We start from the raw sequence: 24,389 nt of genomic DNA, 5'->3' as shown, positions 1-24,389 counted from the left end.
GCCGCCCCCTTCACGCGTCGCGCCCCCTCCGGCGACCTCTTCTTCCTCCGCCCCGAAGGACCTCGACCCCGTGCGGTGGGAAAGGCGTTCGCCCACCTCGGCCCACGACGGACCTCCGACCCGGAACTCCTCACCCCCGGAGGACTTCGCCCCGTCCCCCGGAGGAGTCAGTGGTCGAGGGTTTCGAGGGTGTGGGGGAGCGACCCCAGGGGCGAAGGCCCGGAGGCGGTGCAGGCGACCACGTCGGCCACCCGGGCCCCGAAGAGATCCGGCACGTAGATGGCCGGCTCCAGGCAGAAGGTCATCCCGTCGGCCAGCACGGTGTCCTCACCGGGCCGCGGCCCTTCGTCGGGACCCAGCCCGACGCCCCGGCCGACGTGCGGGGAGGCGAAGCGGCCGTACCCGCTGCCGTCGATCACCTCGCAGACCGCCGCCGCCACCTCCGACACGGGCACGCCGGGCCGTACGGCCGCCAGTCCCGCCCGGTACGCCTCCGGCACCACCGAGTACATCGCCTCGAAGTCCTCGGGCGGCTCGGCCACCACGAAGACCCGGGCCGCCTCCGCGCAGTAGCCGCCCCATCGCCCGCACACCGACACGGTCACCGCGTCCCCGGGGTTGATGACCCGCCCGCCGGGCGCGTGGCAGGGCCTGGCCGTGTGCTCGCCCGCCGCGACCCGCAGCGCCACCACGTCCTCGCAGCCCGACTCGGCGAGCAGCAGCCGCAGCCGGCCCGCCATCTCCCGCTCGGTCGCCCCGAACCACGACAGCTCCCTGGCCCGCGCCAGCACGCCCTCCGCGGCGGCCACCGCCCGCCCGATGGCGGCCACCTCGCCGGGATCCTTGCGCAGCCGCAGCGGCGCGAGCACCGGCGACGCCGGCACCAGCTCCGCCTCGATCGCCAGCCCGAACAGCTCCCGCACCCGCATCTCGGCGTCCACCCCGACCCGCCGCGCGCCCGCCGGCACCAGCAGGGCGGGGTCGGAGGTCTCGGCCGCCACGTCGGCGGTCACCACGAGGAACGGCCCCTCGCCGCCGCCCAGGAACCGGTAGTCGGGCGAGGGGCGCAGCACCAGCGCGTCCACCCCGGCCGCCGCCATCCGCTCCCGCACCGCCGCCACCCGCCCGGGCACCAGCCGCGCCGCCTCCTCGACGCCAGGCGCGCCCGCCGCCCAGGCGCCGGACCCGCCCACCGGCTCAAACCCCAGGCCGGGCGCGGGCTCCCGGCCGAAGGCGGCCGAACCGCCGGGCGCGGCCCCCATGCCGGAAACGGCCGAACCGCCGGGTGCGGGCTTCTGATCGGAGACGGCCGAACCGCCGGCCGCGGGCCGCCCGCCCGAGGCGGCCGGGTCGCGGGGAGGTGGCCCCTCGTGCGGTGCGGGGGTCACTTCGGCTCGTGCAGCCAGCAGGCGACCGGCCCGAAGTCCGGCGACTTCTCCCTGCACACGTCCATCACCTTCGGGCAGCGCGGGTTGAACCGGCACCCGGACGGCGGGGCCGCCGGGTCGGGCACGTCGCCGGGCAGCTCGGCGGGCAGCACGCCGCGCCCGTCCGGCTTGGGGATGGCCGCGAGCAGCGCCTCCGTGTACGGATGCCGCGGCCGCGCCCACACCTCGGCCGTCTCGCCCACCTCGACGATCTTGCCGAGGTACATGACCGCGATCCGGTCCGCGATCAGCCGCACCACCGACAGGTCGTGGCTGATGAACAGCAGCCCCGCGCCCGACTCCACGGCGAGGTCCCGCATGAGCCTGGCCACCTGCGACTGCGCGGAGGCGTCCAGCGCGGAGATCGGCTCGTCGCCGATGAGCAGCCGGGGCCGCGCGGCCAGCGCCCTGGCGATCGCGATGCGCTGCCGCTGCCCGCCGGAGAACTCGTGCGGGTGCCGCCCGGCGACGTCGCGCGGCAGGCCGACGCGTTCGAGCAGGTCGGCGGGCGTGGCCGAGGTGTCGCCCGAGGTGCGCAGCCCGTCGGCGATCTGGTCGCCCACCCGCCGCCTCGGGTTCAGCGACGCGTACGGATCCTGGAACACCATCTGAATGCCGGTCAGCCTCCTGCGGCGCAGCCCGAGCGGCGTCACCGGCCGCCCCTCGAAGGAGATGGAGCCGGAGGTGATGGGGTTCAGCCCGCAGACCGCGCGGGCGAGCGTGGACTTGCCGCAGCCGGACTCGCCGACGAGCCCGACCACCTCGCCCGGCCGCACCTGGAGGCTGGCCCCCGCGACGGCCCGCACCACGGGACGTCCGGGCGAGCGGTGCTCCACCACCAGGTCGTCGATGGTCAGCATGCTCAGCGCACCTCCGTGTCGGGCAGCGAGTCCAGCAGTGCGCGCGTGTAGGCGTGCCCGGGCTCGCGCAGCACCCGCTCGCGCGGGCCCGACTCCACCACCAGGCCGTCCTTCATCACGCTCACCTCGTCGGCCACCGCCGACATGACGCCGAGGTCGTGGGTCACCAGCAGCACGGCCAGCCCCAGCTCGTCGCAGAGCCCGCGCAGCAGCCGCAGCACGCCGGCCTGCACGGTCACGTCCAGCGCCGTGGTCGGCTCGTCGGCGATGAGCACCTTGGGGGAGCAGGCCAGCGCGATGGCGATCGCGATGCGCTGCCGCATGCCGCCGGAGAACTGGTGCGGAAAGCGTCCGTACGCCTCGGCGGGCCCGGGGATGCGGACCTTGCCGAGCAGCTCGATCGCCCGCTCCCGCGCCTCCGCCTTGCCCAGCCGCAGGTGGTGGCGCATGTGCTCGGTGAGCTGGGTGCCGATGCTCAGCATCGGGTGCAGGCTGGTCGCCGGGTCCTGGAACACCATGGCGACCTCGCCGCCGCGCACCCGGTTCAGCTCCTTGGGCGGCAGCCGCAGCAGGTCGCGTTCGCCGAGCCTGATGGAGCCCGACGCCTTCGCGCCGTGCGGCAGCAGGCCGAGCACGGCCAGCCCGGTCATCGTCTTGCCCGAGCCGCTCTCCCCGGCCAGCCCGTGCACCTTGCCGGCCTCCAGCCGCAGGTCCACGCCGCGCAGGATGTCCTTGCCGCCGATCGTCACCTTCAGGCCGGCGATGTCCAGCGTCACAGGGCACGCTCCTTGATCGCGCGGGCGGTACGGGGGTCGAGCGCGTCGCGCAGCGTGTCGCCGAGGAAGTTGAACGCCAGCACCACGGTCAGGATCGCAAGACCCGGGAACGTCGCCACCCACCAGCTGTCGAACACCTCCACGCCCGACGCCACCATCGCGCCCCACTCAGGGGACGGCGGCTTGGCGCCCAGGCCGAGGAACGACAGGCCCGACAGCAGCAGCAACGCCGTGCCGATGTCGAGGGTGGCGAGCACCAGCACGGGGCCGGTCACGTTCGGCAGCACGTCCACGCGCAGCGACCGCCACACCGAAAAGCCCAGCAGCCGCCCGCTCAGCACGAACTCCCGCTCCCGCACGCCCAGCACCAGGCCGCGCGTCACCCGCGCGTACGCCGGCCAGGCCACGACCAGCACGGCCAGCACCGCGTTCGTCAGGCTCGCGCCCAGCGCCGCCGCCACCACCATGGCCAGGATCACCGTGGGGAACGCGAACACCAGGTCCGCCACCCGCATGATCGTCTCGTCCACCCAGCGGCCGAAGTAGCCGGCGCACGCGCCCAGCAGCCCGCCGATCAGCACCGACAGCGCCACCAGCAGCAGCGTCAGCGGGATCGACACGCGCGCGCCGTACATGACGCGGCTCAGGATGTCGCGGCCGAGCTGGTCGGTGCCGAACCAGTGGCCGGGCCCCGGCGCGGCCAGCCTCGGCAGGTCCTGCGCCAGCGGATCGTGCGGCGCCAGCACCGGCGCCGCCAGCGCGATCACCAGCCAGGCCACCGCCAGCACGGCGCCGGCCACGGCCAGCGGCTGCCGCCACGCCTGGGGCAGCCGCCGCAGCAGTCCCCCTCGGGCCAGGGGGTCACGGCGTCTCATTGCAGCCTCACTCGGGGATCGATGACGCCGTACAGGACGTCCACGATCAGGTTGATCACCAGGTAGACCACGCCCACGACCAGGCCGACGCCCATCACGGCGGGCAGGTCGAGGGTGGTGGCGCTCTTGTACGCGTACTGGCCGATGCCGGGCCAGGCGAAGATGGCCTCCACCAGCACCGTGCCGGACAGCAGGCTGCCGAACGCCAGGCCCGCCACCGTGATGACCGGCACGAGCGCCGAGCGCAGCACGTAACGGAACAGGATCGTCCGCCCCGGCAGGCCCTTCGCCCTGGCCGCGCGCACGTAGTCCTGGCCCAGCACCTCCAGCACCGCCGAGCGGGTGAAGCGGGTCAGCAGGCCGATCGTGTAGAGCGCGAGCACCAGCGCCGGCGTGATCAGGTGGCCGACGGCGGAGGCGAAGACGTCCCAGCGCCCGGCCAGCAGCGCGTCCACCGTCGCCAGGCCGGTCACCGGCGGGGCCGCGCCGAGCGCCGCGTCCACCCGGCCGCTGCCCGGGGTGAGCTGCAGCCGGTAGAAGAAGACGTAGAACGCGACCAGCGCCAGCCAGAACGTCGGCACCGAGATGCCGATCAGGCTCAGCACCCGCAGGGCGTGGTCCGAGAGCCGGTCCCTGCGCAGCGCCGCGATCACCCCGAACGCCACGCCCAGCACCAGCGAGACCAGGATCGCCGCGCCCGCCAGCTCAAGGGTCGCCGGGACGTACTCGGCGAGGTCCTGGCTGACCGGGCGGTGGCTCTGCTGGCTGGTGCCCAGGTCGCCGTGCACCAGGCCCTGCAGGTGGAGCAGGTACTGCTGCCACAGCGGCTTGTCCAGGCCGTGATCGGCGCGCCACTGCGCGACGATGGCGGGGTCGCCGAGCGCCCGCTGGCCGAGGTTCGCCGCGACGGGGTCGCCGGGCACGAGGTTCGTCAGCACGAACGTCACCAGCGTGATGCCCCACGCCATGAGCACGGCGAGCAGCACCCGCCGCACGAGGAACCGCACCAGCGGATGCCCGCCTCTCTTGGCACCGGCGGCGCTGCGACCCGCCGCCGGCCCCAGGGTCTCCGACACCTCCGGCGTCCCCTACTGCACGCCGAGGTCGGCGATGTCCACCGTCCAGACCGGGTGGTACTCGATGCCGGTCACCGACGCGGCGGCCACGATGTTCTGGCTCGGCTGGATCAGCGGCACGAACGGACCGGCCTCGTTCAGCTTCGTCTGCACGTCCACGTACGCGGCCTTGCGGGCGTCGTCGCCGATCGCGGCGGCGGCCTTCTCACCGAGGGACTCCAGCTCCTTGGCCGCGCCCTCCTTCCAGCCGGCCCGCAGGCCCACCGTCTTGCCGGGCAGGAAGGCCAGGTAGTCGCTCGGGTCGGGGTAGTCGGGGCCCCAGTACCACAGCCCCATCTCCTCCTTGCCGTTGCGGTAGTTGTCCAGCGCCGTCGTCACCGGGGCGGGCTGCAGGTCCACCGTGATGCCGACCTCCTTGAGGTTGGCCTGGATGCGCTCGGCCAGTGGCTGGAACGACAGGCCGTTCACGGTCAGCTCGCTCGGGTACTCCAGCTTCACGGTCGGGTTCGACAGGCCGCTCGCGGCCAGCGCCGCCTTGGCGCCCTCGACGTCCCGCTGCGCGGCCTGGCCGGCCGGCAGCGCGCCGAGGAGCTGCGACGGGATGACGCCCGGCGCCTGCGCCGAGCCCTCACCGGCCAGCTCCAGCAGGCCCGCGTAGTCCACGCCCTTGCGCACGGCCTCGACGAACTTCGGGTTCGTGGTGGTCTTGCTGATCGCCGGGTCCTGGTTGGCGAGCAGGAACAGCACGTTCGCCGACGGCGTCTTCTTCACCTGCAGCGCCGGCGGCATGCCGGTGACCTGGTCGCCGGACAGGTTGAGCGCGATCTGGCTGTCGCCGCGCTGCACGTTCAGCTTCTGCGTGGCGGCCTCGACGTTGCGGATCACCACCCGGTCGTAGGCGGGCTTGGTGCCGTAGTACTTGGGGTTCGCCTTCAGCGTCACCTGGCTGCTGACGTTGAACGACTCGATCTGGTACGGGCCCGAGCCCGCCGAGGAGTTGTTGAGGTACTGCTCGGCCTTGTCCTGCGGGTCCGTGGTCGCGCCGTGCTCCTTGGCGACCTTGCTGTTGATGATGCCGAGCGCCGGGTTCGGCAGGATGTACGGCAGCGCCGGGTTCGGCGACGTCGACGTCAGCGTGATCGTCGCGTCGTCCTCCTTGGCCACCTCGACACCGTCCAGCAGGAACGACGGCGTACCCTTCATGTCACGCACCCGCGTCAGCGAGAACACCACGTCGTCGGCGGTCACCGGAGACCCGTCGGCGAACGTGGCGCCCTGCTTCAGCTTGAGCGTCAGCGTCTTGCCGTCTTTCGACAGCTCGTACGACTCGGCCAGCGCCGGCACCGGCTTGGTCACATCGGCGCCGTCGAACGTCAGCAGCGTCTCGTAGACCGCCTTGCCCACGATGAGCCCCGTCGGCTCGTACGTGCGGCCGGGGTCCGCGGTCTTGAGGTCGAAGGAGGTGTCGATGACGAGGGTCTTGCCCCCGGCGGCCCCCGAGGGCCCGGAGGCGGGAGTGGTGCCGCCGCTTCCGCAGGCGGCCAGGGCGAGTGCACCGGCGAGCAGCACAGCCGCCGTCTGCGAGCGGGTCGCCATGTAAGTCCTCCAAGATTGGACGTTCGGCAGAAGGATGTCGAGGATTGTGCGGCAGAACGTCCAGGCTCTGTGCGGTCGGCGAGACGGATATGAACAGCGGTGAGGAACTAATGAGTGAAATTTCCAGAAATGGTGTCGCCGGTGGCGGTCAGCCTGGACGGATCGGAATCGGTCTCGAGCTGGACGAGATCCACATGAAGATCCTCGAGGTGCTCCGCGAGAACGGCCGCATCTCCGTCTCCGCCCTCGCCGAACGCGTCGGCATCTCCCGCGCCAACGCCTACACGCGCTTCGAGGCGCTGCGCGCCGACGGCGCCATCAAGCGCTTCACCGCCGAGATCGACCACGTCAGGGCCGGGCTCGGCATCACCGCGCTGATCTTCGTCACCGTGCGCCAGCAGATGTGGAAGCAGTTCAGGGCCGAGCTGGCGCGGATGCCCGAGGTCGAGTACTGCGCGATCACCACCGGCCAGCACGACGCCATGATCCAGGTGCGCGTCGCCGACGTGGCCGCCGTGCACTCCATGGTGACCGACCGGCTCGCCAACATCCCCGCCGTCAAGGCCACCGAGACGGTGTTCATCCTGGACGAGGTGCTCAAGCGGCCGTACGTGCTGCCCAGCGACCGCGACCACGCCGCCCGCGCCCAGCGGCGGCCCGCCCTGGAGGCGCAGGGGGACGTGCCGCTGGGCAAGATGCGCTTCGTCGGCGCCGCCGAGGGCCGCGCCGCCCTCCGTAAGGACACCTGACCTGTGCACGGCGGCCGGCGCGGCCCCACGCCGGCTGCGGGAGCCCGTGACGACGCGGTTCACCGGGGCGGTCGGCGCGGTCTCACGCCGGTCGTGGGAGCCCGCGATGACGCGGTCCACCGGAGTGGCCGCCCGCTCACCGCCCTCGCCGTGGCCTGGCCGGGCGCACCTGACGCCGGGGCGTCAGGACACCTCGACGCAGACGCTGACGTGAGGCGTGTCGTCGCCCTCGAAACTGAACTCCTCCACCAGCCGCAGCCGCCCGTCGTCGCCGGTCTCGATGCGGCTGGTGCTCTTCCCCGCCGCCTTGCCCCCGGCCACCAGGGCGTGCACGTAGGAGATCGTCACCTGGTCGCCGTCGCGCGTCCCGACGAAACGGCCCTGGGTCACGGTGTCGCCGGTGTAGCTGCCCCACACCAGCCCGTCGTCCTCCCAGTACTCGAACCGCGTGGGACCATCGGGGTTGACCTTGCTGGCCGTCGAGCTGACCATGACGAATTCACGACCGTTGAGATTCACACGGTCCATGGTCCCTAGATTTCCGATATTTCATCATTCGGCTGGACATTCAGTGAGTGATCCAGTCAGAACCTGAACAATCCGTCCAGCCCGCCCTCCGTCACCCCCGGCGACACGCACTCCCGGTCCACTCCCGCCACACCCTCCAGCCCACCACCTCAGAACCCCCGCGAGCGCACCCCGCAGCACCCTCGTGACCACGGCCCCGGCGCGCATGGGGCGCACCGCCGGCCCCTTGGGGCGTGTAACCCCACGTCATCTTCATGTGGGCCGTTTCGCGGGCTCGTCGGGGGGTGTCGTCCTGTGGCGTTTTCGTGTTCGTGGCCTTGGTGTGTGTTTGGGCGCGTCAGTTTGCGGCGTTTTCGTGTGCGCCGCCTCGCGGCGCCATCGGGTGCGTCGCCCTGTGGTGCCGTCGAGTCCGCGACTCCGATGCGTGTTCGAGTGTGCCGGTCCACGGCCTCCGGGCGGCCGTCCCGCCGCGCCTTCGGGTTCGCCGCTCCGCCGCAGCTCGCGGCCCGTCGCCCCAGGCGCGCTGCGCGCCGTCGCCCCCTCCCGCGGAAGGCCTTGGAGCTCTGCCGAAGAATGCCGGCCTGTCCTCGCACCGGCACCGGGCCGAGGCGGGCGCTGGCCCACCCCCGAGATGATCACTTAGGCGGATTTTCCGTACGATTGCGGCTCAGGGTCTGGCCCAGGGATCACCCCGGGGCACGTCCCCAGGGCCTTTAACGCGGGCCCTTCCTGGCGGCTCGCCGGGGGTATGGGCTTGCCCTGGACTTTACCTTTGCGCGCCTGACGCCATCATTGCACTGTGTGATAGTAATGTGACACTGCGTATCCGAAAGAGGTGCGGGAGATCTTCATGGTGGCGTACACGCTATCGATCTTGGCGGCAGTGGGCGCTGTGGCGCTCACGGCGCTGGTGTTCAGGCGGGTCAAGAGAGCCGGCGAGGACCGTGATCCCGGCGGCCCTTCGGCCTCGCACGCCGGGGCGATGCTGTCGGCGATGTTCCTGCTCGTGTTCGCCATCGCGATCATCGTGCCCTGGACGACCGCCGACGCCGCCAGGCTCAACACCCACGCCGAGAGCCAGGCCGCCGTCGACGCCTACTGGGCCGCCGCCGAGCTGCCCGGCAGCGCGTCGGAGGAGGTGCGCAGGTCGCTGCGGGAGTACGTCGCCTTCGTGGTCAGAGACGAGTGGCCGCTCATGGCGGAGGGCAGGATGCACCCGGTCGGCGGCGAGCGCCTGGACGACCTCCGCGCCCGCGTCACCGCACTCGAAACCCACAGCGACGACGAGACCGACGCCAAGGCCAACGTGCTCGAACACCTCAGCGCACTTTCCGCCGCCCGCGCCCAGCGCACCGCCGACGCCGCCGCCCGGCCGCCGGACGGCCTGCTCTTCCTGACCATCCTCACCGGCGCGCTGGTCATCATCTTCCCGTTCCTCGCCGGGGCCAGGCCGCGCGGGCTCGCCATCCTGCCGCTGGTGGCGACCGCCGCGCTGATCGGCTTCGGCACCTACCTGACGTGGGACATCTCCCGTGCCTTCGACGGGCCCTTGGCGGTCGGGCCTGATGCGTTCAGGAGCGCACTCGACGAGTTCGCCCGGATCGCCGGAGGGGTGTGACCGTGGGAGCCAGGCGCGCGCCGCTCCTGCTGGCCACCGCCCTGATCACCGTCACCGTGACCGGCCCGGCCACCGCAGGGCTTCACTCTTCTCGGACGCAGAACGCCACCGCTTCCCGCGCGCACGACACCGCTGCACCGCCTCGCACCTCGCAGGGAGCCGTGGCGACGCACACCCCACAAGGCGCCGTGGCGGCTCACATCTCACACGGTGCGGTGGCGGCCGGTGGCGGGGCGTCGGGGGAGCGCGGTTCGCGGCGTGCACGTGGCGCGGATGGCATGGCGCAGGGGGATGATCGGGCGCGGGTGGCGGAGGGCACGGCGCGGGCGGATGATCGGGCGCGGGTGGCGGCAGGCGCGGCGCGGACGGAGGACGGCGTGGCCCGGGTACGGGTGGCCGGGGTCGCGCAGGTGTCACTACGGGATAGCGCGGCCGGAAGTGTCCAGGCGCCGGTGCAGGAGAAGGCGGCCGGGGGTCCGCAGGGGCCGGTGCGGGGGTGGGCGGCGCAGCCCGTACGGGCGTCGCGTCCCGTTCCGGACCCCGGGCGGGTGCGGCTGCCCCGTCCCGCCTCCACCCGGCCGGTGATCAAGCCGCGCCCGGTGCCGAAGCCCCGTGCGGTGCCCAAGCCTCGTGCGGTGCCCAAGCCTCGTGCGGTGCCGAAGGCGTCCGTACGCCCACCGGCCCCGCCCAAGCGGGTCACCGCCGGGCCGGACGTCCGGGTGCCCCGCGTGTGGGTGCAGACCTCGCCCCGCCCCCGGGTGTCGATCTCGATGCCGCGCGCGAAGCGGAACGCCGCCCCGCAGGTCACGGTGCCTCAGGTGACGGTCTATCCGGACGGGTTGTGCGCGGGCGGGGTCCACGTCGGGGACTGCCCGCGCGGCAGGCCGAGGCCGGTGCCGAGGACCGTGCCGGCTCCTCCGGCTCCTCCCGTGCCGGTCCAGACGCCGGCGCCCACCCCGGCCCGTACGCCCACTCCCACGCCGTCCCCGACCCCGTCGGCCCGATCGCACGCCCTGCAGGTCAAGCCGGCCGAGCGGCGCCCCAATCCGCTGGGCACCGTCCTGCTCACGGTCGCCCTGGTGACCGCGATCACCTCGACCACCGCTGTCGCCTTCAAGGCCCGCTGAGCCCGTTCCCCTTGACGCGCCCGCCGGTGGGCACGGGTGACGGGGAACGGGCCGGTGCTCGGACCGGGCGGTCGCGGCGCGTGCGGCGGGCACCCAGGGCAGGAGCACCTCACCCGCCGCACGTCATCGGCGGGGCCCGCAGCGGCGGGCCGCACCGGCGGGGCCCGCAGCGGCGGGACCGCACCGGCGGGGCCAGCACCGGCGAGGGCCGGTCCGAGGTCCACGTCGGCGGCGGGACCCGTCGCGCGTCACCGGCCGGGAGCGCCCCCGCCCGCGCCTCCACAGTCAGGTGGGAGTGCCCCCGCCCGCCTCCGCTGTCGGGTGGGAGTGCTCCTCGTCCGGGCGTCCGGTGTCGGGTGGGGGCGTCCGGCCGTAGCTCATACACCGAGGTCAGGAGAGCTTCGACTGCAGGGACTCCGTGCGGGTGGTGAGGGTCCGGCGGAGGGCGGTCGCCTCCTGGGCGGCCTTCGCGGTGTCGGCCCCGGCGTTGCGGTTGTAGGCCGCCAGCGCCTCGTCGAGCAGCTTCGTCGCGGTGCCGCCCGCCAGCAGCTTGCGGTACAGGGCGGCGTACTCGCGCTGGTAGAGCTGCTTGAAGCCGGCGTCCTTCAGGAAGCGCTCCTTCAGCGTGTGCCCGGGACGCATGCCGACGCCGCGGCGTTCCTGAGGAACCTGGCCCTGGCGGCCCTGCTGGTCGGGCGGGCCCGCGCCGGCGGGGCGGCGGCCGAAGACCATGCCGACCGGGTCGTCGGGCCCGGCCGTGGGGTCGCCGCTGAAGGCGAAGTTGAGGTCCCAGTTGATCACCTGGAACGTGGAGGTGCGCAGGTCGTACCAGAGGTAGTAGTTCCGCCCAGGCCCCGCCATGTCGTCGAAGTTCAGCATGAGGTTCTGCAGGGCGGCGTAGCGGGCGAACGACTCCACGTCCATCCGCTCGGCCAGGCCCTTGGAGAACTCCTCGTCCGACGCCTCCTCCACCCACTTGATGAAGTCGATGACCGGCTGGAGGTCGCGCTGGCCCTTGAGGTTGATCTGCTTGAAGTCGTCGACGTACGCGGTCTGGTCCTCGCCCTGGTAGGTGAACTGGCTGGAGGCCAGCGACTTGTACAGGACGCCCTCGCCGAGGCGCTCGGCGTACCCCTCGTCCAGGTACTCGACCAGCAGGCGCGGCTTCGACGCGCGTCCGTTGACGGAGAACGAGGCGTACGTCGAGCGCTGGGTCGGCTCGCCCGCCGCTCCGACCATGGCGATGGCCAGCGCCTCGTTGAGCAGGGCCGACGCCTGCTGGGTGGCCGGGCGTACGGCGATCTGGCTGTGGCCCTGGTAGCGGCGGCCCGCCACGAACTCGTCGAAGCTGATCAGCCACGGCAGGTTCTCCGGCTCCTCGGCCTTGAGCGCAGGGGGCGGCCCGTTGCCGGGAGGCCCGCCGTTGCGGCGCGCCTGCCCGTTCTGCTGGCCCTGCCTGTTGTCCTGCGCCTGGCCGCGCTGGGCCTGCCCGTTGTCCTGCGCCTGGCCGTGCTGCGCGTCTGCGTCCGCCGGGGGCGGGCCGTTCGGCTGTGCCTGTCCGTCGGCGGGTGGCCGCCCGTCGGCCGGGGGCCGGCCGCCGTCTGGCGGCCCGCCGTTCCGCTGCCGGCCGCCGGGCCCGGAGCGCGGGCGGGTCTGCCCCTTCCAGGTCAGGCCCTGCAGCGTCGAGTTGCCCTTGAGCCGGATCCCCACGCTCGGGATGCGGGTGCCGTCGATGGTCAGGTCCGCCTCGACGTACTTCTTCTCACCGTCCTTGAAGTACTCGGCCAGCATGTCCTGGTAGCTCTCGTCGCGGAACGTGAGCGTCACCTCGTGCGGCACGGAGGTGTCGAACAGCTCGCGGGTGCCGGTGAGGTCCTGGACGACGTCGCGGGTCTGGACGGTGCCGGAGGTGGTGACGTACGGCCGGACGGTCCCGCTGCCGAACACCCCCCAGCACACCGCCAGGAACGCCGTGCACAGCGCGACGAGCTTCCAGTTGTGCCGGAGCTTGACGGGGATGCGGTGCTTGAGCCGGTGCGGCTGTGCCATGACGGGGCCCTCACAGGTCGGTCTGGTCGTACCCGGTCAGGACGGTGACGTTCTGGCCGTGGTTGCGCTCGCGCAGCGCGGCGATGACGTCCGCGGGCTCGCTGCCCTTCTTGATCTTGACCGTGTACATGAGCTCGAGCAGCGCGCCGCCCCTGATCGACTCCATGCTGACCAGCTCGAACTCGTCGGTGTGGCGGATGAGCACGTCCTGGATGGCGTGCGTGTAGTCGTCGTCGGACGGCACCTGCACCTTGACGACCTGCCGGCGCACGTTGAGCTGGAACCAGTTGAACCGGTGCATGATCATGATGATCAGCGAGATCGCCACGGCGGCGACCACGGCCAGCAGGTAGAAGCGGGTGCCGACGGCCATGCCGACGCCCATCACCAGGAAGATGAAGCCGACGTCCCGCGTCTCCTTGATGGCGTTGCGGAACCGCACCACCGACAGCGCGCCCACCAGGGCGAACGCGCGGGCGATGTTGGAGCCGACGACCAGCATGATGAGCGAGATCAGCATGCCGAGGATGACGAGCGTCTGCACGTACGACTGGCTGTAGGAGACGTTGCGGTGCGTCGCCCGGTACACCCAGCCGATCATGGCGCTGAGCACGAACGACAGGGCCATCGCGAGCGCGATGTCGGCGACGCTGAACGTGCCCGACAGGTCCTGGAACGAGAAGTCCATGGGGGTCACGCCTCCTTGGCGGTGGTCAGGGCCGGCGCGCGGCCGGGGGCGGGGGAGTCGAGGTCGAGGTCGTGTCCGGGGATGTGGAAGATCGAGCGGGGCGCCAGGCCGTACGCCTCCACGCTCTGGCAGTACTTGGAGACCCGGATGACCTGGAGGTTCCGCTTGGCCGTCAGGTCGGTGAGCCAGTACGGCACCCGCTCGTTGGCCTTGACCTCCATGATCACTTTGCTGGGCGGGACGATGAACCGGTTCTCGGCGTCGGCGCCGAGGTGGAAGTCCCGGTCGCGGCCGCGTACCCGGTGGTCGAACGTCACCCGCAGGCCCACGTCGGCGCCGCGGCCGACGTACGCGTGCCGCTGGTATCCGGTCATCGCGGTGGCCCGCAGGTCGAGACGGCAGACGAGGTCGAGCACCTCTTCGAGGAAGGCCCGCTGGGACGGATCGTGCGCGACCATCGCGCGCCCGTCGCACAGCGCGATCGCGTCGCGGTACGGCAGCCGCACCCGGCGCTTCTGGGTGACCCGGTTGACCCGCTGCTTGATCTCCACGAAGACCGGGGTGTCGCCGGTGACCTGGAACCGGTCGCCGTAGTGGCGGATGCGCAGCTTCCTGCGGAACTTCAGCCCCTCGATCTTCTCCCAGTAGAAGCGCAGCCGCCGGGTGTCGTAGTACACGCTCCAGATGCCGTATCCGTTGTCGCCGCTGTGCCGGTCGCGGTCGAGCAGGTTCTCGATCTCGGCCCGCAGCTCGCCGGCCTCGGCGGCGTCCAGGAGGTACTTGATCTCGTATCGGTTGAACGCGTGCAGCTTGCTGGGGGCGCGCAGCGCGTGTCCCGCCTCGTCGTGGGGAGGACCGGGACTGGCGGGCTGACCTGCGGAGACGGTAGGTCTGCGGAATCTTCCCAGCATGTCTCTCCTTCCGTGTCAGTCCATATGGGACCGCAACAAGCTGGGAATAATGTGTGAACGCCGTCTTACCGGGTCGGGACGGCCGGAAGCAGCACGCGGAAGGTCGTGCCGCGCCCGGGACGGCTTCGCGCCTCGATGCGCCCGTCGTGCGCGCCCACCAGGGCGGCCGCGATGGCGAGCCCCAGCCCGGTGCCGCCGCGGCGTTCGCGGGACGGGTCGGCGCGGTAGAAGCGGTCGAAGATGTGCGGCAGGTGCTCGGGGTCGATCCCCGGCCCCTCGTCGTGCACCTCGATGACGGCGACCGGCTCCCGCACGCGCTCGGCCCCGGCGTGCGCCACGGCCGCCGCGCCGTCCGCCGGCCCGGCGAGCCCGAGCACGACGCGTACGGGCGTGCCCGGCGGCGTGTGGGTGAGGGCGTTGCCCACCAGGTTGGCGAGGACGCGGTGCAGCCGGTGCTCGTCGCCGACCACGCGTACCGGGCCGTCGCCCGGCACCAGCTCCACCTCGCGCCCGGGGTCGCGCGCCCGCGCCCCGAGCACCACGTCGCCGGCGATGACGTGCAGATCCACCTCGGTCATGTCGAGCGCGGGCTCCTCGTCGAGGCGGGCGAGCAGCAGCAGATCCTCCACCAGCACGCCCATCCGCTCGGCCTCGCCCTCGATGCGGCTCAGGATGCGGGCCACCGCGGGATCGGGGTCGGGCCTGCCGTGCCGGTACAGCTCGGCGAAGCCGCGGATGGAGGTGAGCGGCGTGCGCAGCTCGTGGGAGGCGTCGGCGAGGAAGCGGCGCAGCCGCTGCTCGGAGCGCTCGCGCTGGCGCAGGGCCTCGCTGAGGCGGCCGAGCATGACGTTGAGCGCGTGGCCGAGCCGGCCCGTCTCGGTACGCGGGTCGCTGTCGGAGACCCGCCGGTCCAGCTCGCCGGCCGCGATGGCGGCGGCGGTGCGCTCCATCCTGGTGAGCGGGCGCAGCCCGATGCGGACCACGACCAGCGCCACCGCGCCCAGCAGGACCAGCACCAGGACGCCCGCCGCCGCCTCGATGAGCAGGAGCTGGCGCACGGTGCTGCGGTGGGACTCCAGCGAGAGCGAGACCGCGGCCATGTTCCCGTCGTGCATGCGGACGATCATCGTGCGCCACTCGCCGTCGCCCGACCTGTCGGGCACGGTGAACGGGGTGGCGGGCGGGTGCTCGAGCAGCTCGGGCGGCACGTCGGGGCCGTCGCCCGTGCCGGGTAGCCGCCGCACGACCGCGCCCGACCCGGCGAACACCGTGACCCGGAACTGGGTGGGCAGCTCCACGTCGCCGCCGCGGCCCGGGGGCGGCGGGGGAGCGCCGGGCGGCGGGCCGTTGCCGAACGAGATGGCGAACGCGGTGAGCTGGGTGTCCACGCGGGCCAGCAGCGAGCGGTCGAGCAGCAGCACCCCGGCCGCAGCGAACACCGCGAGCGCCGCCGCCGACAGCCCGAGCAGCGCGGCGAGCAGCCGGTGCCGCAGCGGCCACGCCCGGCCGTGCCGCCTCGGAGCGCCGGCCTCCATCAGCGTTTCCGGTCCATCAGCGCCTGGTCGCGCAGCGAGTAGCCCACCCCGCGCAGTGTGTGGATCAGCGGCCGCCCCTCGGCGTCGATCTTGCGGCGCAGATAGCTGATGTACGACTCCACGATGCGGCTGTCGGCGTCGAAGCCGTGGTCCCAGACGCGGTCGAGGATCTGCGCCTTGCTCACCACCCGCTCGGCGTTGATCATCAGGTAGCGCAGCAGCGCGAACTCCGTCGGCGACAGGTGGATGTGCCGTCCGGAGCGGCGCACGGCGTGGGTCTCCTCGTCCAGCTCCAGGTCGGCGTAGCGCAGCAGGCCGTCGTCGAAGCGCTCATCGCGCGCGCCCGTACGGCGCAGGATGGCGCGGATGCGCAGCACCACCTCCTCCAGGCTGAACGGCTTCGTCACATAGTCGTCGCCGCCCGCCGTCAGCCCGGCGATGCGGTCCTCGACCGTGTCGCGGGCGGTCAGGAACAGCACCGGAGGGCCGCCGCCGTCCGGGCGCAGCCGCTGCGCCACCGCGAAGCCGTCGAGGTCGGGCAGCATCACGTCGAGCAGGACCAGGTCGGGCCGCTGCCTGCCGACGCTCCTGAGCGCCTGCGTGCCCGACGCGGCCGTGCGGACGCGGAACCCGTTGACCTCCAGGGCGTCGAGCAGCAGCTCGCGGATGTTGGGCTCGTCGTCCACGACGAGCACCACCGGTGCTGGGTTCATGCCGCCTGTTCTACCGTGCGCCCCGCAAGACCGGGATAAAACCGGTGGTATCGCTGAGCCGCGGCACGGTAGAAGGGAGGGCGTGGCGAGCGGCGAGGAGATTCTGGCCGGCGGCGTCAACCACGTCGTCCGTGCGGCCGGCACCGTGCGCCGTCCCACGGGACCGTGGACGCCCGCCGTGCACGCGCTGCTGCGCCACCTGGCCGAGCGCGGCTTCACCGGTGCTCCCCGGGTCCACGGCGTGGACGAGCAGGGGCGCGAGGTGCTCGGCTTCGTGGCGGGGGAGACCGCCGACCACCCGCTGCCGGCGTGGGCGCGTACGGACCGGGCGCTGACCGGCGCGGCCCGGCTGCTGCGCCGCTACCACGACGCCACCGCCGGCTTCACGCCGCCGCCCGGCGCCGCCTGGTACTTCCCGCCGGTCGAGCCGGCCGAGGTGATCTGCCACGGCGACGTGGCGACGTACAACACCGTGTTCAGGGACGGCGAGCCGGTCGCGTTCATCGACTTCGACACCGCGCACCCGGGGCCGCGCCTGTGGGACGTGGCCTACGCCGCCTACCGGTTCGTGCCGCTCACCGACCCCGCTCCCGCGGGCGGGGCGCCGGTGGCGGAGCAGGCGCGCAGGCTGGGATTGTTCGCCGGCGCGTACGGGCTCGGCGACGACGACCTCGAAAGGCTGCCCGCCATGGCGGTGACCAGGCTGGAGCACCTGGTCGCGTTCATGCGTGAACGCGCCGCCGCGGGCGACGCGGCCTTCGCCGGCCACGTCGCCCGCGGCGACGACCGTCTCTATGAGCGGGACATGGCGCACCTGACCGGGCACGCCGATGAGCTCACTTGCCGAACCCGGCGGTGAGGCCGGCGAGGAGCTGGCGGCGGCCCACCACGTACAGCACCAGGATGGGCAGGGTGGTGAGCACGACCGAGGCGAGCACCGCGGGCACGTTGATGCTGTACTGGCCCTGGAAGGACCAGAGCGCCAGCGGCAGCGTGCGCTTGTCGGGGCTCTGGGTGAGCACGAGCGGCAGCAGGAAGCCGTTCCAGATCTGCAGCGCGTTGTAGATCGTCACCGTCACCACGGCGGGGCGGGTGAGCGGGAACGCGAGCTTCCACAGCATCTCGTTCTCGGTGGCGCCGTCGATCCGCATGGAGTCGAACAGCTCCTTGGGCACGTCCCTGATGAAGTTCGACAGCACGAGCACCGACAGCGGGATCGCGAACGCGATCGACGGCAGGATCAGCGCCATCAGCGAGTCGTACAGGCCGAGCTGGATGATGATCAGGTAGATCGGGATCACCACGGCCTGCAGCGGGATCGCAAGGCCCATGAGGAACATCGAGTTCGTCCAGCGCAGCAGGCGGCTCCTGCCGCCGCGGACGATCGCGTACGCCGCCATGAAGCTGACCAGCACGGCCGGCACCACGGCGCCGACGGTCGCGATGACGCTGTTGATGAAGTACTGGATGAAGTCGGCCTCGATGACCATCCGGTAGTTCGCAAGCGTCGGCTCGGCCGGCGGGGCGAACGGGTTCTCCTGGTAGTAGTTCGACTGCGACTTGAAGCTCGTGATGACGATCCAGTAGATCGGCACGACCACGATCGCCAGCCACAGGATGCTGGTCAGGCCGGCGACCCAGTTGCGTCGCTCCCCGCTCCGCGCGGCCTTGCGGCGGTGAGCCGGTCCCGCCGCGAGGGTCTCGCTCTTGTGAGCCCTGGTGGAGGCGGTCGTCATGCGTCAGGCCCCTTCAAGCTGGCTGTGGCTGTGGTCTCGGCCGCCGAGCCGGCGCAGGAACAGCGACAGGGCGAGGCCGACGAGGACGAGGATGACCGCGATCACGCTGGCCGGCCCCATGAGGTTGGCCTGGAAGCCGCGCTTGTACATGTCGAGCGCGAGCACCCTGGTGGCGTCGCCGGGCCCACCGGCCGTCAACACGAAGATCAGGTCGAACAAGGTCAGCGAACCGACGACCATCAGCGTCGACGACGTGATGATCGTGTACTTGAGCTGCGGCAGCGTGATGCTGAAGAACCTGCGTACCCGGCCCGCGCCGTCGAGCTGCGCGGCCTCGTACATGGAACGCGGGATCTGGCGCACGCCGCCCTGGTAGATCAGCGCGTGGAACGGGATGTACTGCCAGGACACCACGAAGATCACCACGCCGAAGGCGAGCACCGGTTCGCCCAGCCAGTCCTGCACGAGGAAGGGGATGTTCAGGCCGGCGCCGAGACCGAAGTTCGGGTCGAGCAGCGCCTTGTACGTGATGGCCAGCGCCGCCGAGCTGAGCAGCAGCGGAATGAAGAAGATCACCGACAGCACCGCGCGGTAGCGCTGCTGGCCGGCCAGGAAGGTGCCCATGAGGATGCTCGCGGGCGTCTGGACGGCCCACGAGACGACCATGACGAGGAAGGTGATCCACAGCGCGTGCGGCAGGCCGGGATCCGACAGGATCGCGCTCCAGTTGCTGAACCCGGCGATGCCGATCTCCCCGAGCCCGTCCCACTGCGCGAAGCTGAGGAGGAGCACCCCCACCAGCGGGATGAGCGCGAAAACGACGAAGAACGCCAGCGCCGGAATGGTCATCCACCCGAGAGAGCCGCTCCGGCCCGCCCTGGAGGCGGGCCGGGCGGTCGTCATGACTGCGCTCACTTGCCGATGACCGCATTCATGTTGGTGGCGAACTGCTGCGGCGAGATGGACAGCTGGAACAGCTTGGCGATGTTGTCCAGCAGCACCTCGGCGGCCGTCGGGCTGAGCGCCTGGTCCCACGACTGGGCGAAGGACTTGGCGTTGACGGCGATGTTGTAGACGAAGGTCAGGAATTCCTTGTCCTCGGAGTTGGCGAACTCCTTGTCCGCGCCCTTGATGATGGGCACGGCGCCGGTGGCCACCCACTCCTTGACGGCCGTGTCGTCGATGAGCGCGCCGGCGAAGAACTTCTTGGCGATCTCCTTCTGCTCGGGGGTGGCCTTGGAGGAGATCGAGATGTACTGGCCGGGGTTGCCCACGGTGTTGCCGGGGTCGCCCTTGCCGCCGTCGATCGGCGGGAAGTTCATGTAGCCGAGGTTGCCGCCGGAGACGAAGTCGCCGCCGTCGGCCTTCATGCTGCCGTACGTCCAGCCGCCGTGCAGCATCATCGCGGCCTTGCCGGTGTAGAGCAGGGCCTGGTCGGCGTTGGAGTCGGCGGTGATGGAGGAGAAGCCCTTGACGAAGCCGTTCATCTTGACCAGCTTCTGGATCTCCTCGAGCGCCTTGATCGCGATCGGGTTGGACCAGGCGTCCTTCTCACCGTCGAACACGGCCTGGAACACCTCCGGACCGCCCATGCGGTCGAAGAGGAACTCCAGCCACATCATGTTCGTCCAGCGCGACTGGCCGCCCAGCGAGAACGGCGCGATGCCCTTGGCGTTGAACTTCGGCACCAGGTCGAGGATGTCGCCCCACGTCTGGGGCGGCTGGGCGCCGATCTTGTCGAAGGCCCGCTTGTCGTAGTAGAGGACGATCGGCTGCAGGGTCTCGCACGGCATCGCGTAGATCTTGCCGTCGATCGTCGCCGCGCCGAAGGCGGAGGGGAACAGCTTGTCCTTGACGGCCGGGTTCTGGTCGAACCAGTCGGTCAGGTCGTCCACCTGGCCGGCCTGCACGTAGCTGCGCAGGGTGCCGCCGCCCCAGCCCCAGATGAGCGTGGGGGCCTGGCCGGCGCCGATGGCCGTCTTGATCTTGGTCTTGAACGCGTCGTTCTGGAAGGTCGTGCCGACGATCGTCGCGTCAGGGTTGGCCTTGTTGTGGCGCTCGACCGTCCGGGTGCGCACGCCCTCCTGGGGCTGCGTCGACAGGTACCAGTACGTGGCGCTGTTGGCGTCGCCACCACCGGTGGTCGCGTCGCCCGTGCCGCCACCGGCGCCGGTCTGGGTGGGTCCTGTGCCGCCGCAGGCGGCGAGTGCTGCTCCTAGGGGGACACCCATGGAGACGAGGCTGAGAAAGTTGCGGCGAGAGGTGGTTGTCCTGGACTCCACGCTGATCTCCGTACTTGAGTGCCGCGGGCTGGGGGTCGCGGCTCGTGATCAATGGATGCGATGACCGGCGGTCGTGGATTGGCACCCTAGTGCCACTCGTCCACTCCTCCTAGTGTCAGCTCATCGAAACATTTTCGACATGACCGCGGGGGTCGCCAATCTAGGTTTCGAAAATAGTGGTGTCAAGACCTTGTCGATCAGGGAAACATCTGGCTATCTGATGAGGCGCGTGTAAGGTACTAGCGCGCGTGCTCTTAGCTGGAGGTCTGGGACGGCGAAGGCCGCGCGCCGAGATCGGCACGGCTGTCGAAACATTTTCGAAAAGTTACGAGAAGACCGCACCTTCTTAAGGAGCGCAGTACATGACGGCTCTTGATCGGACCCCGACGGCGGACCGGGCCCTGCGCCCGTGGCAGGACCCGGCGCTCGCCGTGGCCGACCGAGTCGAAGCCCTCCTTGCCGAGATGACCCTGGAGGAGAAGATCGGCCAGCTCGGCAGCCGGTGGGTCGGCAACGACATGAGTCAGGCCGAGGAACCGGAACCGGGCGCCGAGCCGCTGAACGTGGCCCCCATGCAAGACGTCTTCGCCGCCTCCGGCACCATCCCCCTGGAGGAGGCGGCCCGGCACGGCCTCGGCCACCTGACCCGCGTCCACGGCAGCACCCCCGTCACCCCGGAGGAGGGCGCGGCCGAGGTCGTCCGCCAGCAGCGGATCGTGATGGAAGGCTCCAGGCTCGGCATCCCCGCCATCGTGCACGAGGAGTGCCTGACCGGCTTCACCGCCTTCGGCGCCACCGTCTACCCCGCCGCCATCGCCTGGGCCGCCACGTTCGACCCCGACCTGGTCGAGCGCATGGCCGCCGCCATCGGCCGCGACATGCGGGCGGTCGGTGCGCACCAGGGCCTGTCGCCGGTGCTCGACGTCGTCCGCGACTACCGGTGGGGACGGGTCGAGGAGACCATGGGCGAAGACCCGTACCTCGTGGCGACGCTCGGCGCCGCCTACGTCCGCGGCCTGGAGAACGCCGGCGTCATCGCCACCCTCAAGCACTTCGCCGGCTACTCCGCCTCCCGCGCCGCCCGCAACCACGGCCCCGTGCCGATGGGCCGCCGCGAGCTGCTCGACATGATCCTGCCGCCCTTCGAGACCGCGATCGCGCTCGGCGGCGCCCGCTCGGTCATGCACTCCTACTCTGATGTCGACGGCGTCCCCGCGGGCGCCGACCCCTGGCTGCTCACCGAGGTGCTGCGCGACGAATGGGGCTTCACCGGCACCGTCGTCTCCGACTACTGGGGCGTTCCGTTCCTGGCCACCATGCACCGCATCGCCGCCGGCACCGAGGAGGCCGGCGTCCACGCGCTCACCGCAGGCGTCGACGTCGAGCTGCCCGACACGCTCGGCTTCGGGCAGCACCTCGCCGAGCGCGTCCGCAGCGGCGAGGTGCCGGAAGAGCTCATCGACCGGGCCGTGCGCCGCCTGCTCACCCAGAAGGTCGAGCTCGGCCTGCTCGACCACGACTGGACGCCCGAGAAGTCCGTCGCCGGCGCCGCGGAGGTCGACCTCGACTCGCCCGCCAACCGCGCACTCGCCCGGGAGCTGGCCGAACGCTCGATCATCCTCCTCGACGCCGGCACCGCGCTGCCGCTGCTCGGCGAGGGCCGCACCGCGCCCCGACGCGTCGCCGTCGTCGGTCCCGCCGCGCACGACCCGCGCACGTTCATGGGCTGCTACGCCTTCCCCAACCACGTGCTGCCCCGCCACCCCGGGCTCGGCCTCGGCATCGAGGCGCCCAGCGTGCTCGACGCGCTCACCGCCGAGCTGCCGGACGCCGACATCCGCTACGAGAAGGGCTGCGAGGTACGCGGCGACGACCGCTCCGGCTTCCCCGCCGCCGTCGCCGCCGCCCGCGACGCCGACGTGTGCGTGGCCGTCGTCGGCGACCTGGCCGGCCTGTTCGGGCAGGGCACCTCCGGCGAGGGCTGCGACGCCGAGGACCTGCGGCTGCCCGGCGTGCAGGCCGACCTGCTCGCCGAACTCGCCGCCACCGGCACGCCCGTGGTCGTCGTCGTGGTCTCCGGGCGTCCGTACGCGCTGGGCGAGATCCGCGACCGCGCCGCCGGGCTCGTCCAGGCGTTCATGCCCGGCGAGGAGGGCGGCGCCGCCATCGCCGGCGTGCTGACCGGCCGCGTCCAGCCCACCGGCAAGCTGCCCGTGCAGATCCCGCGCAGCCCCGGCGGCCAGCCCGCCACCTACCTGCAGCCGCCGCTCGGCACCGACAGCCACGGCATCAGCAACCTCGACCCGACCCCGCTGTTCCCCTTCGGCTACGGCGCCTCCTACACCACCTTCGTGGTGTCGGACCTGCGGCTCAGCGCCACCGAGGTGCCCACCGACGGCGAGTTCACCGCCACCGTCACCGTGCGCAACACCGGCGGCAGGGCCGGCTCCGAGGTCGTCCAGCTCTACATCAACGACCTCGTCGCCCAGGTCACCAGACCCGTCAGACAACTCATCGGGTACGCCCGCGTCCCGCTCGAACCCGGCGCGGACGCCGAGGTCACCTTCCGGATACACGCGGACCGCACCTCCTTCACCGGGCGCGACCTGCGCCGCGTCGTCGAACCCGGCGACATCGAAGTACTCGTCGGCACCTCGGCCGCCGACCTGCCGTGCAGCGCCGTCGTACGCTTGACCGGCCAGACCCGCCACGTCGGCCACGACCGGCGCCTCGTCACGCCCGTCGAGGTGAACGCCACGGCCGCCGGGCAGTCTCGGCAAGGGGGTGCAGATGCCGCCCAGCTCTAGACGGGCCACGCTCGCCACGGTCGCGGCCTCCGCGGGAGTGTCCGTCGCGACCGTCTCCAAGGTGCTCAACGGCCGCAGCGACGTCTCCCCGGCCACCCGCTCCCTGGTGCAGGAGCTGCTCCAGCAGCACGACTACGTCGCCCCCACGCCGCGCCGCGAGCAGGCCGGGCTCGGCACCGTCGAGGTGCAGTTCGACACCGACCTCAACGCCTACTCCACCGAGATCATCCAGGGCGTGATCGAGGCGGGCGCCGAGGCCGGCGTCGGCGTCGTCGTCAGCATCAGGAGAGGCGAGGCCCGCACCACCGCCTGGGCGCGCAGCCTGGTCGCCGCGGGACGGCGCGCGCTCATCGCCGTCACCAGCGAGCTCACCGCCGGGCAGCCCGCCGCGCTCAGCAGGGCGCGGCTGCCGCTCGTCCTCATCGACCCGCTCAACCTGCCGCGCACCCGCGTCACCAGCATCGGCTCCACCAACTTCGCCGGCGGGCTGGCCGCCACCCAGCACCTGCTCTCCCTCGGCCACCGGCGCATCGCCTACGTCGGCGGCCCCGCCACCGCCGCGTGCAACCAGGCGCGGCTGCACGGCTACCGCGCCGCCATGGAGGCCGAGGGAGCGCCCGTGCTGCCCGGCTACGTACGCTCCAGCCACTTCCACTACCAGGACGGCGTCGAAGGCGGAGCCGCCGTGCTCGACCTGCCGCACGCCCCGACCGCCATCTTCGCCGGCAGCGACGAGATGGCCGTCGGCATCATGGAGGCGGCGCGGGAGCGCGGGCTGCGCATCCCCGAGGACCTGAGCATCGTCGGCTTCGACGACACCCAGATCGCCAAGGTCACCTCGCCGCCGCTCACCACCATCCGGCAACCGCTGCGCGAGATGGGGCAGGCCGCGCTGCGGACCGCGCTGCGGCTCGCGGACGGCGAGCGGGTGGACTCGCACCATGTCGAGCTCGCGACCGAGCTGGTCGTGCGCGGCTCCACGGCACCGGTCCGCAAACCCTGACGTGTGACCGCGCACCCCTTGGCCCGGCCCTTT

21 protein-coding genes are annotated in these 24,389 nt (G+C 72.0%); 6 read left to right on the top strand and 15 right to left on the bottom strand.

Annotated elements, in window-relative coordinates; translation table 11 throughout:
- Positions 1-167: 167 nt before the first annotated feature.
- Genes ACGFIM_RS06445 through ACGFIM_RS06420 form a run of 6 tightly spaced genes read right to left on the bottom strand, consistent with a single transcriptional unit; the run spans position 168 to position 6,610 of the window.
- Positions 168-1,388, bottom strand: coding sequence for a M24 family metallopeptidase (locus tag ACGFIM_RS06445; RefSeq protein WP_393195578.1), 1,221 nt, complete (start codon positions 1,386-1,388; stop codon positions 168-170).
- Positions 1,385-2,287 (bottom strand): ABC transporter ATP-binding protein, encoded by a 903-nt coding sequence (locus ACGFIM_RS06440; RefSeq protein WP_393195575.1) that lies wholly within the window; start codon positions 2,285-2,287, stop codon positions 1,385-1,387. Before ACGFIM_RS06440 ends, ACGFIM_RS06445 begins: the two co-directional genes overlap by 4 nt.
- A gap of 2 nt (positions 2,288-2,289) precedes the next feature.
- Positions 2,290-3,063 (bottom strand): ABC transporter ATP-binding protein, encoded by a 774-nt coding sequence (locus ACGFIM_RS06435; RefSeq protein ID WP_393195572.1) that lies wholly within the window; start codon positions 3,061-3,063, stop codon positions 2,290-2,292.
- The gene (locus ACGFIM_RS06430; protein WP_393195569.1) at positions 3,060-3,938 is read right to left on the bottom strand and encodes an ABC transporter permease; all 879 of its coding nucleotides are present in this window, start codon (positions 3,936-3,938) and stop codon (positions 3,060-3,062) included. Before ACGFIM_RS06430 ends, ACGFIM_RS06435 begins: the two co-directional genes overlap by 4 nt.
- The gene (locus ACGFIM_RS06425) at positions 3,935-5,014 is read right to left on the bottom strand and encodes an ABC transporter permease (protein ID WP_393195567.1); all 1,080 of its coding nucleotides are present in this window, start codon (positions 5,012-5,014) and stop codon (positions 3,935-3,937) included. The genes ACGFIM_RS06430 and ACGFIM_RS06425 overlap by 4 nt, the downstream gene beginning before the upstream one ends.
- A gap of 12 nt (positions 5,015-5,026) precedes the next feature.
- Positions 5,027-6,610 carry an ABC transporter substrate-binding protein gene (locus tag ACGFIM_RS06420; protein ID WP_393195564.1) on the bottom strand — a complete coding sequence of 528 codons (1,584 nt, stop codon included), beginning with the start codon at positions 6,608-6,610 and terminating at the stop codon, positions 5,027-5,029.
- Positions 6,611-6,699: 89 nt separating this feature from the next.
- Between ACGFIM_RS06420 and ACGFIM_RS06415 the strand changes: the two genes are divergently transcribed.
- A complete protein-coding gene (locus ACGFIM_RS06415; RefSeq protein ID WP_393195561.1) occupies positions 6,700-7,359 on the top strand; it encodes an Lrp/AsnC family transcriptional regulator in 660 nt (219 codons plus the stop codon).
- A 183-nt stretch (positions 7,360-7,542) separates the two neighbouring features.
- On the opposite strand, the gene ACGFIM_RS06410 is transcribed toward ACGFIM_RS06415, so the two are convergent.
- Entirely contained in the window at positions 7,543-7,887 is a 345-nt protein-coding gene (locus ACGFIM_RS06410) for a hypothetical protein (RefSeq protein WP_393195558.1), read from the bottom strand.
- An 835-nt stretch (positions 7,888-8,722) separates the two neighbouring features.
- On the opposite strand from ACGFIM_RS06410, the gene ACGFIM_RS06405 reads away from it, so the two are divergent.
- Both ACGFIM_RS06405 and ACGFIM_RS06400 read left to right on the top strand, forming a co-directional pair.
- On the top strand, positions 8,723-9,505 hold the full coding sequence (locus ACGFIM_RS06405; protein ID WP_393195555.1) for a hypothetical protein: 783 nt from the start codon (positions 8,723-8,725) through the stop codon (positions 9,503-9,505).
- A 278-nt stretch (positions 9,506-9,783) separates the two neighbouring features.
- Positions 9,784-10,632, top strand: coding sequence for a hypothetical protein (locus tag ACGFIM_RS06400; protein WP_393195552.1), 849 nt, complete (start codon positions 9,784-9,786; stop codon positions 10,630-10,632).
- 390 nt (positions 10,633-11,022) lie between these two features.
- On the opposite strand, the gene ACGFIM_RS06395 is transcribed toward ACGFIM_RS06400, so the two are convergent.
- From ACGFIM_RS06395 to ACGFIM_RS06375, 5 genes are all read right to left on the bottom strand, one after another.
- Entirely contained in the window at positions 11,023-12,681 is a 1,659-nt protein-coding gene (locus tag ACGFIM_RS06395) for a CotH kinase family protein (protein ID WP_393195549.1), read from the bottom strand.
- A 10-nt stretch (positions 12,682-12,691) separates the two neighbouring features.
- Complete coding sequence (locus ACGFIM_RS06390; protein WP_393195546.1) at positions 12,692-13,369, bottom strand: DUF4956 domain-containing protein; 678 nt, start codon at positions 13,367-13,369, stop codon at positions 12,692-12,694.
- 5 nt (positions 13,370-13,374) lie between these two features.
- The gene (locus tag ACGFIM_RS06385) at positions 13,375-14,280 is read right to left on the bottom strand and encodes a polyphosphate polymerase domain-containing protein (protein WP_393195543.1); all 906 of its coding nucleotides are present in this window, start codon (positions 14,278-14,280) and stop codon (positions 13,375-13,377) included.
- Positions 14,281-14,345: 65 nt separating this feature from the next.
- Positions 14,346-15,815 carry a sensor histidine kinase gene (locus tag ACGFIM_RS06380; RefSeq protein ID WP_393195540.1) on the bottom strand — a complete coding sequence of 490 codons (1,470 nt, stop codon included), beginning with the start codon at positions 15,813-15,815 and terminating at the stop codon, positions 14,346-14,348.
- Complete coding sequence (locus tag ACGFIM_RS06375) at positions 15,815-16,528, bottom strand: response regulator transcription factor (RefSeq protein ID WP_393195537.1); 714 nt, start codon at positions 16,526-16,528, stop codon at positions 15,815-15,817. Before ACGFIM_RS06375 ends, ACGFIM_RS06380 begins: the two co-directional genes overlap by 1 nt.
- Before the next feature lie 82 nt (positions 16,529-16,610).
- Here ACGFIM_RS06375 and ACGFIM_RS06370 point away from each other — a divergent pair, with 82 nt between their 5' ends.
- Positions 16,611-17,387: a phosphotransferase enzyme family protein gene (locus ACGFIM_RS06370; RefSeq protein WP_393195534.1), complete on the top strand. Its 777-nt coding sequence runs from the start codon at positions 16,611-16,613 to the stop codon at positions 17,385-17,387.
- Here the strand turns inward: ACGFIM_RS06370 and ACGFIM_RS06365 are convergent.
- From ACGFIM_RS06365 to ACGFIM_RS06355, 3 genes are read right to left on the bottom strand one after another with little or no spacing between them, the layout of a single operon-like run.
- Positions 17,365-18,264, bottom strand: a complete 900-nt coding sequence (locus ACGFIM_RS06365) for a carbohydrate ABC transporter permease (RefSeq protein ID WP_393195531.1) — start codon at positions 18,262-18,264, stop codon at positions 17,365-17,367. The genes ACGFIM_RS06370 and ACGFIM_RS06365 overlap by 23 nt on opposite strands.
- Before the next feature lie 3 nt (positions 18,265-18,267).
- Positions 18,268-19,167: a carbohydrate ABC transporter permease gene (locus ACGFIM_RS06360; protein WP_393195528.1), complete on the bottom strand. Its 900-nt coding sequence runs from the start codon at positions 19,165-19,167 to the stop codon at positions 18,268-18,270.
- 8 nt (positions 19,168-19,175) lie between these two features.
- Positions 19,176-20,495, bottom strand: a complete 1,320-nt coding sequence (locus tag ACGFIM_RS06355) for an extracellular solute-binding protein (protein ID WP_393195525.1) — start codon at positions 20,493-20,495, stop codon at positions 19,176-19,178.
- Positions 20,496-20,908: 413 nt separating this feature from the next.
- On the opposite strand from ACGFIM_RS06355, the gene ACGFIM_RS06350 reads away from it, so the two are divergent.
- Positions 20,909-23,353: a glycoside hydrolase family 3 N-terminal domain-containing protein gene (locus ACGFIM_RS06350; RefSeq protein WP_393195522.1), complete on the top strand. Its 2,445-nt coding sequence runs from the start codon at positions 20,909-20,911 to the stop codon at positions 23,351-23,353.
- Positions 23,337-24,356 (top strand): LacI family DNA-binding transcriptional regulator, encoded by a 1,020-nt coding sequence (locus tag ACGFIM_RS06345; protein WP_393195519.1) that lies wholly within the window; start codon positions 23,337-23,339, stop codon positions 24,354-24,356. Before ACGFIM_RS06350 ends, ACGFIM_RS06345 begins: the two co-directional genes overlap by 17 nt.
- Positions 24,357-24,389 lie beyond the last annotated feature (33 nt).

This window comes from Nonomuraea sp. NPDC049309, from assembly GCF_043196965.1.
Taxonomy (GTDB): domain Bacteria; phylum Actinomycetota; class Actinomycetes; order Streptosporangiales; family Streptosporangiaceae; genus Nonomuraea; species Nonomuraea fastidiosa.
This window is presented reverse-complemented; position numbering and strand designations above follow the sequence as displayed.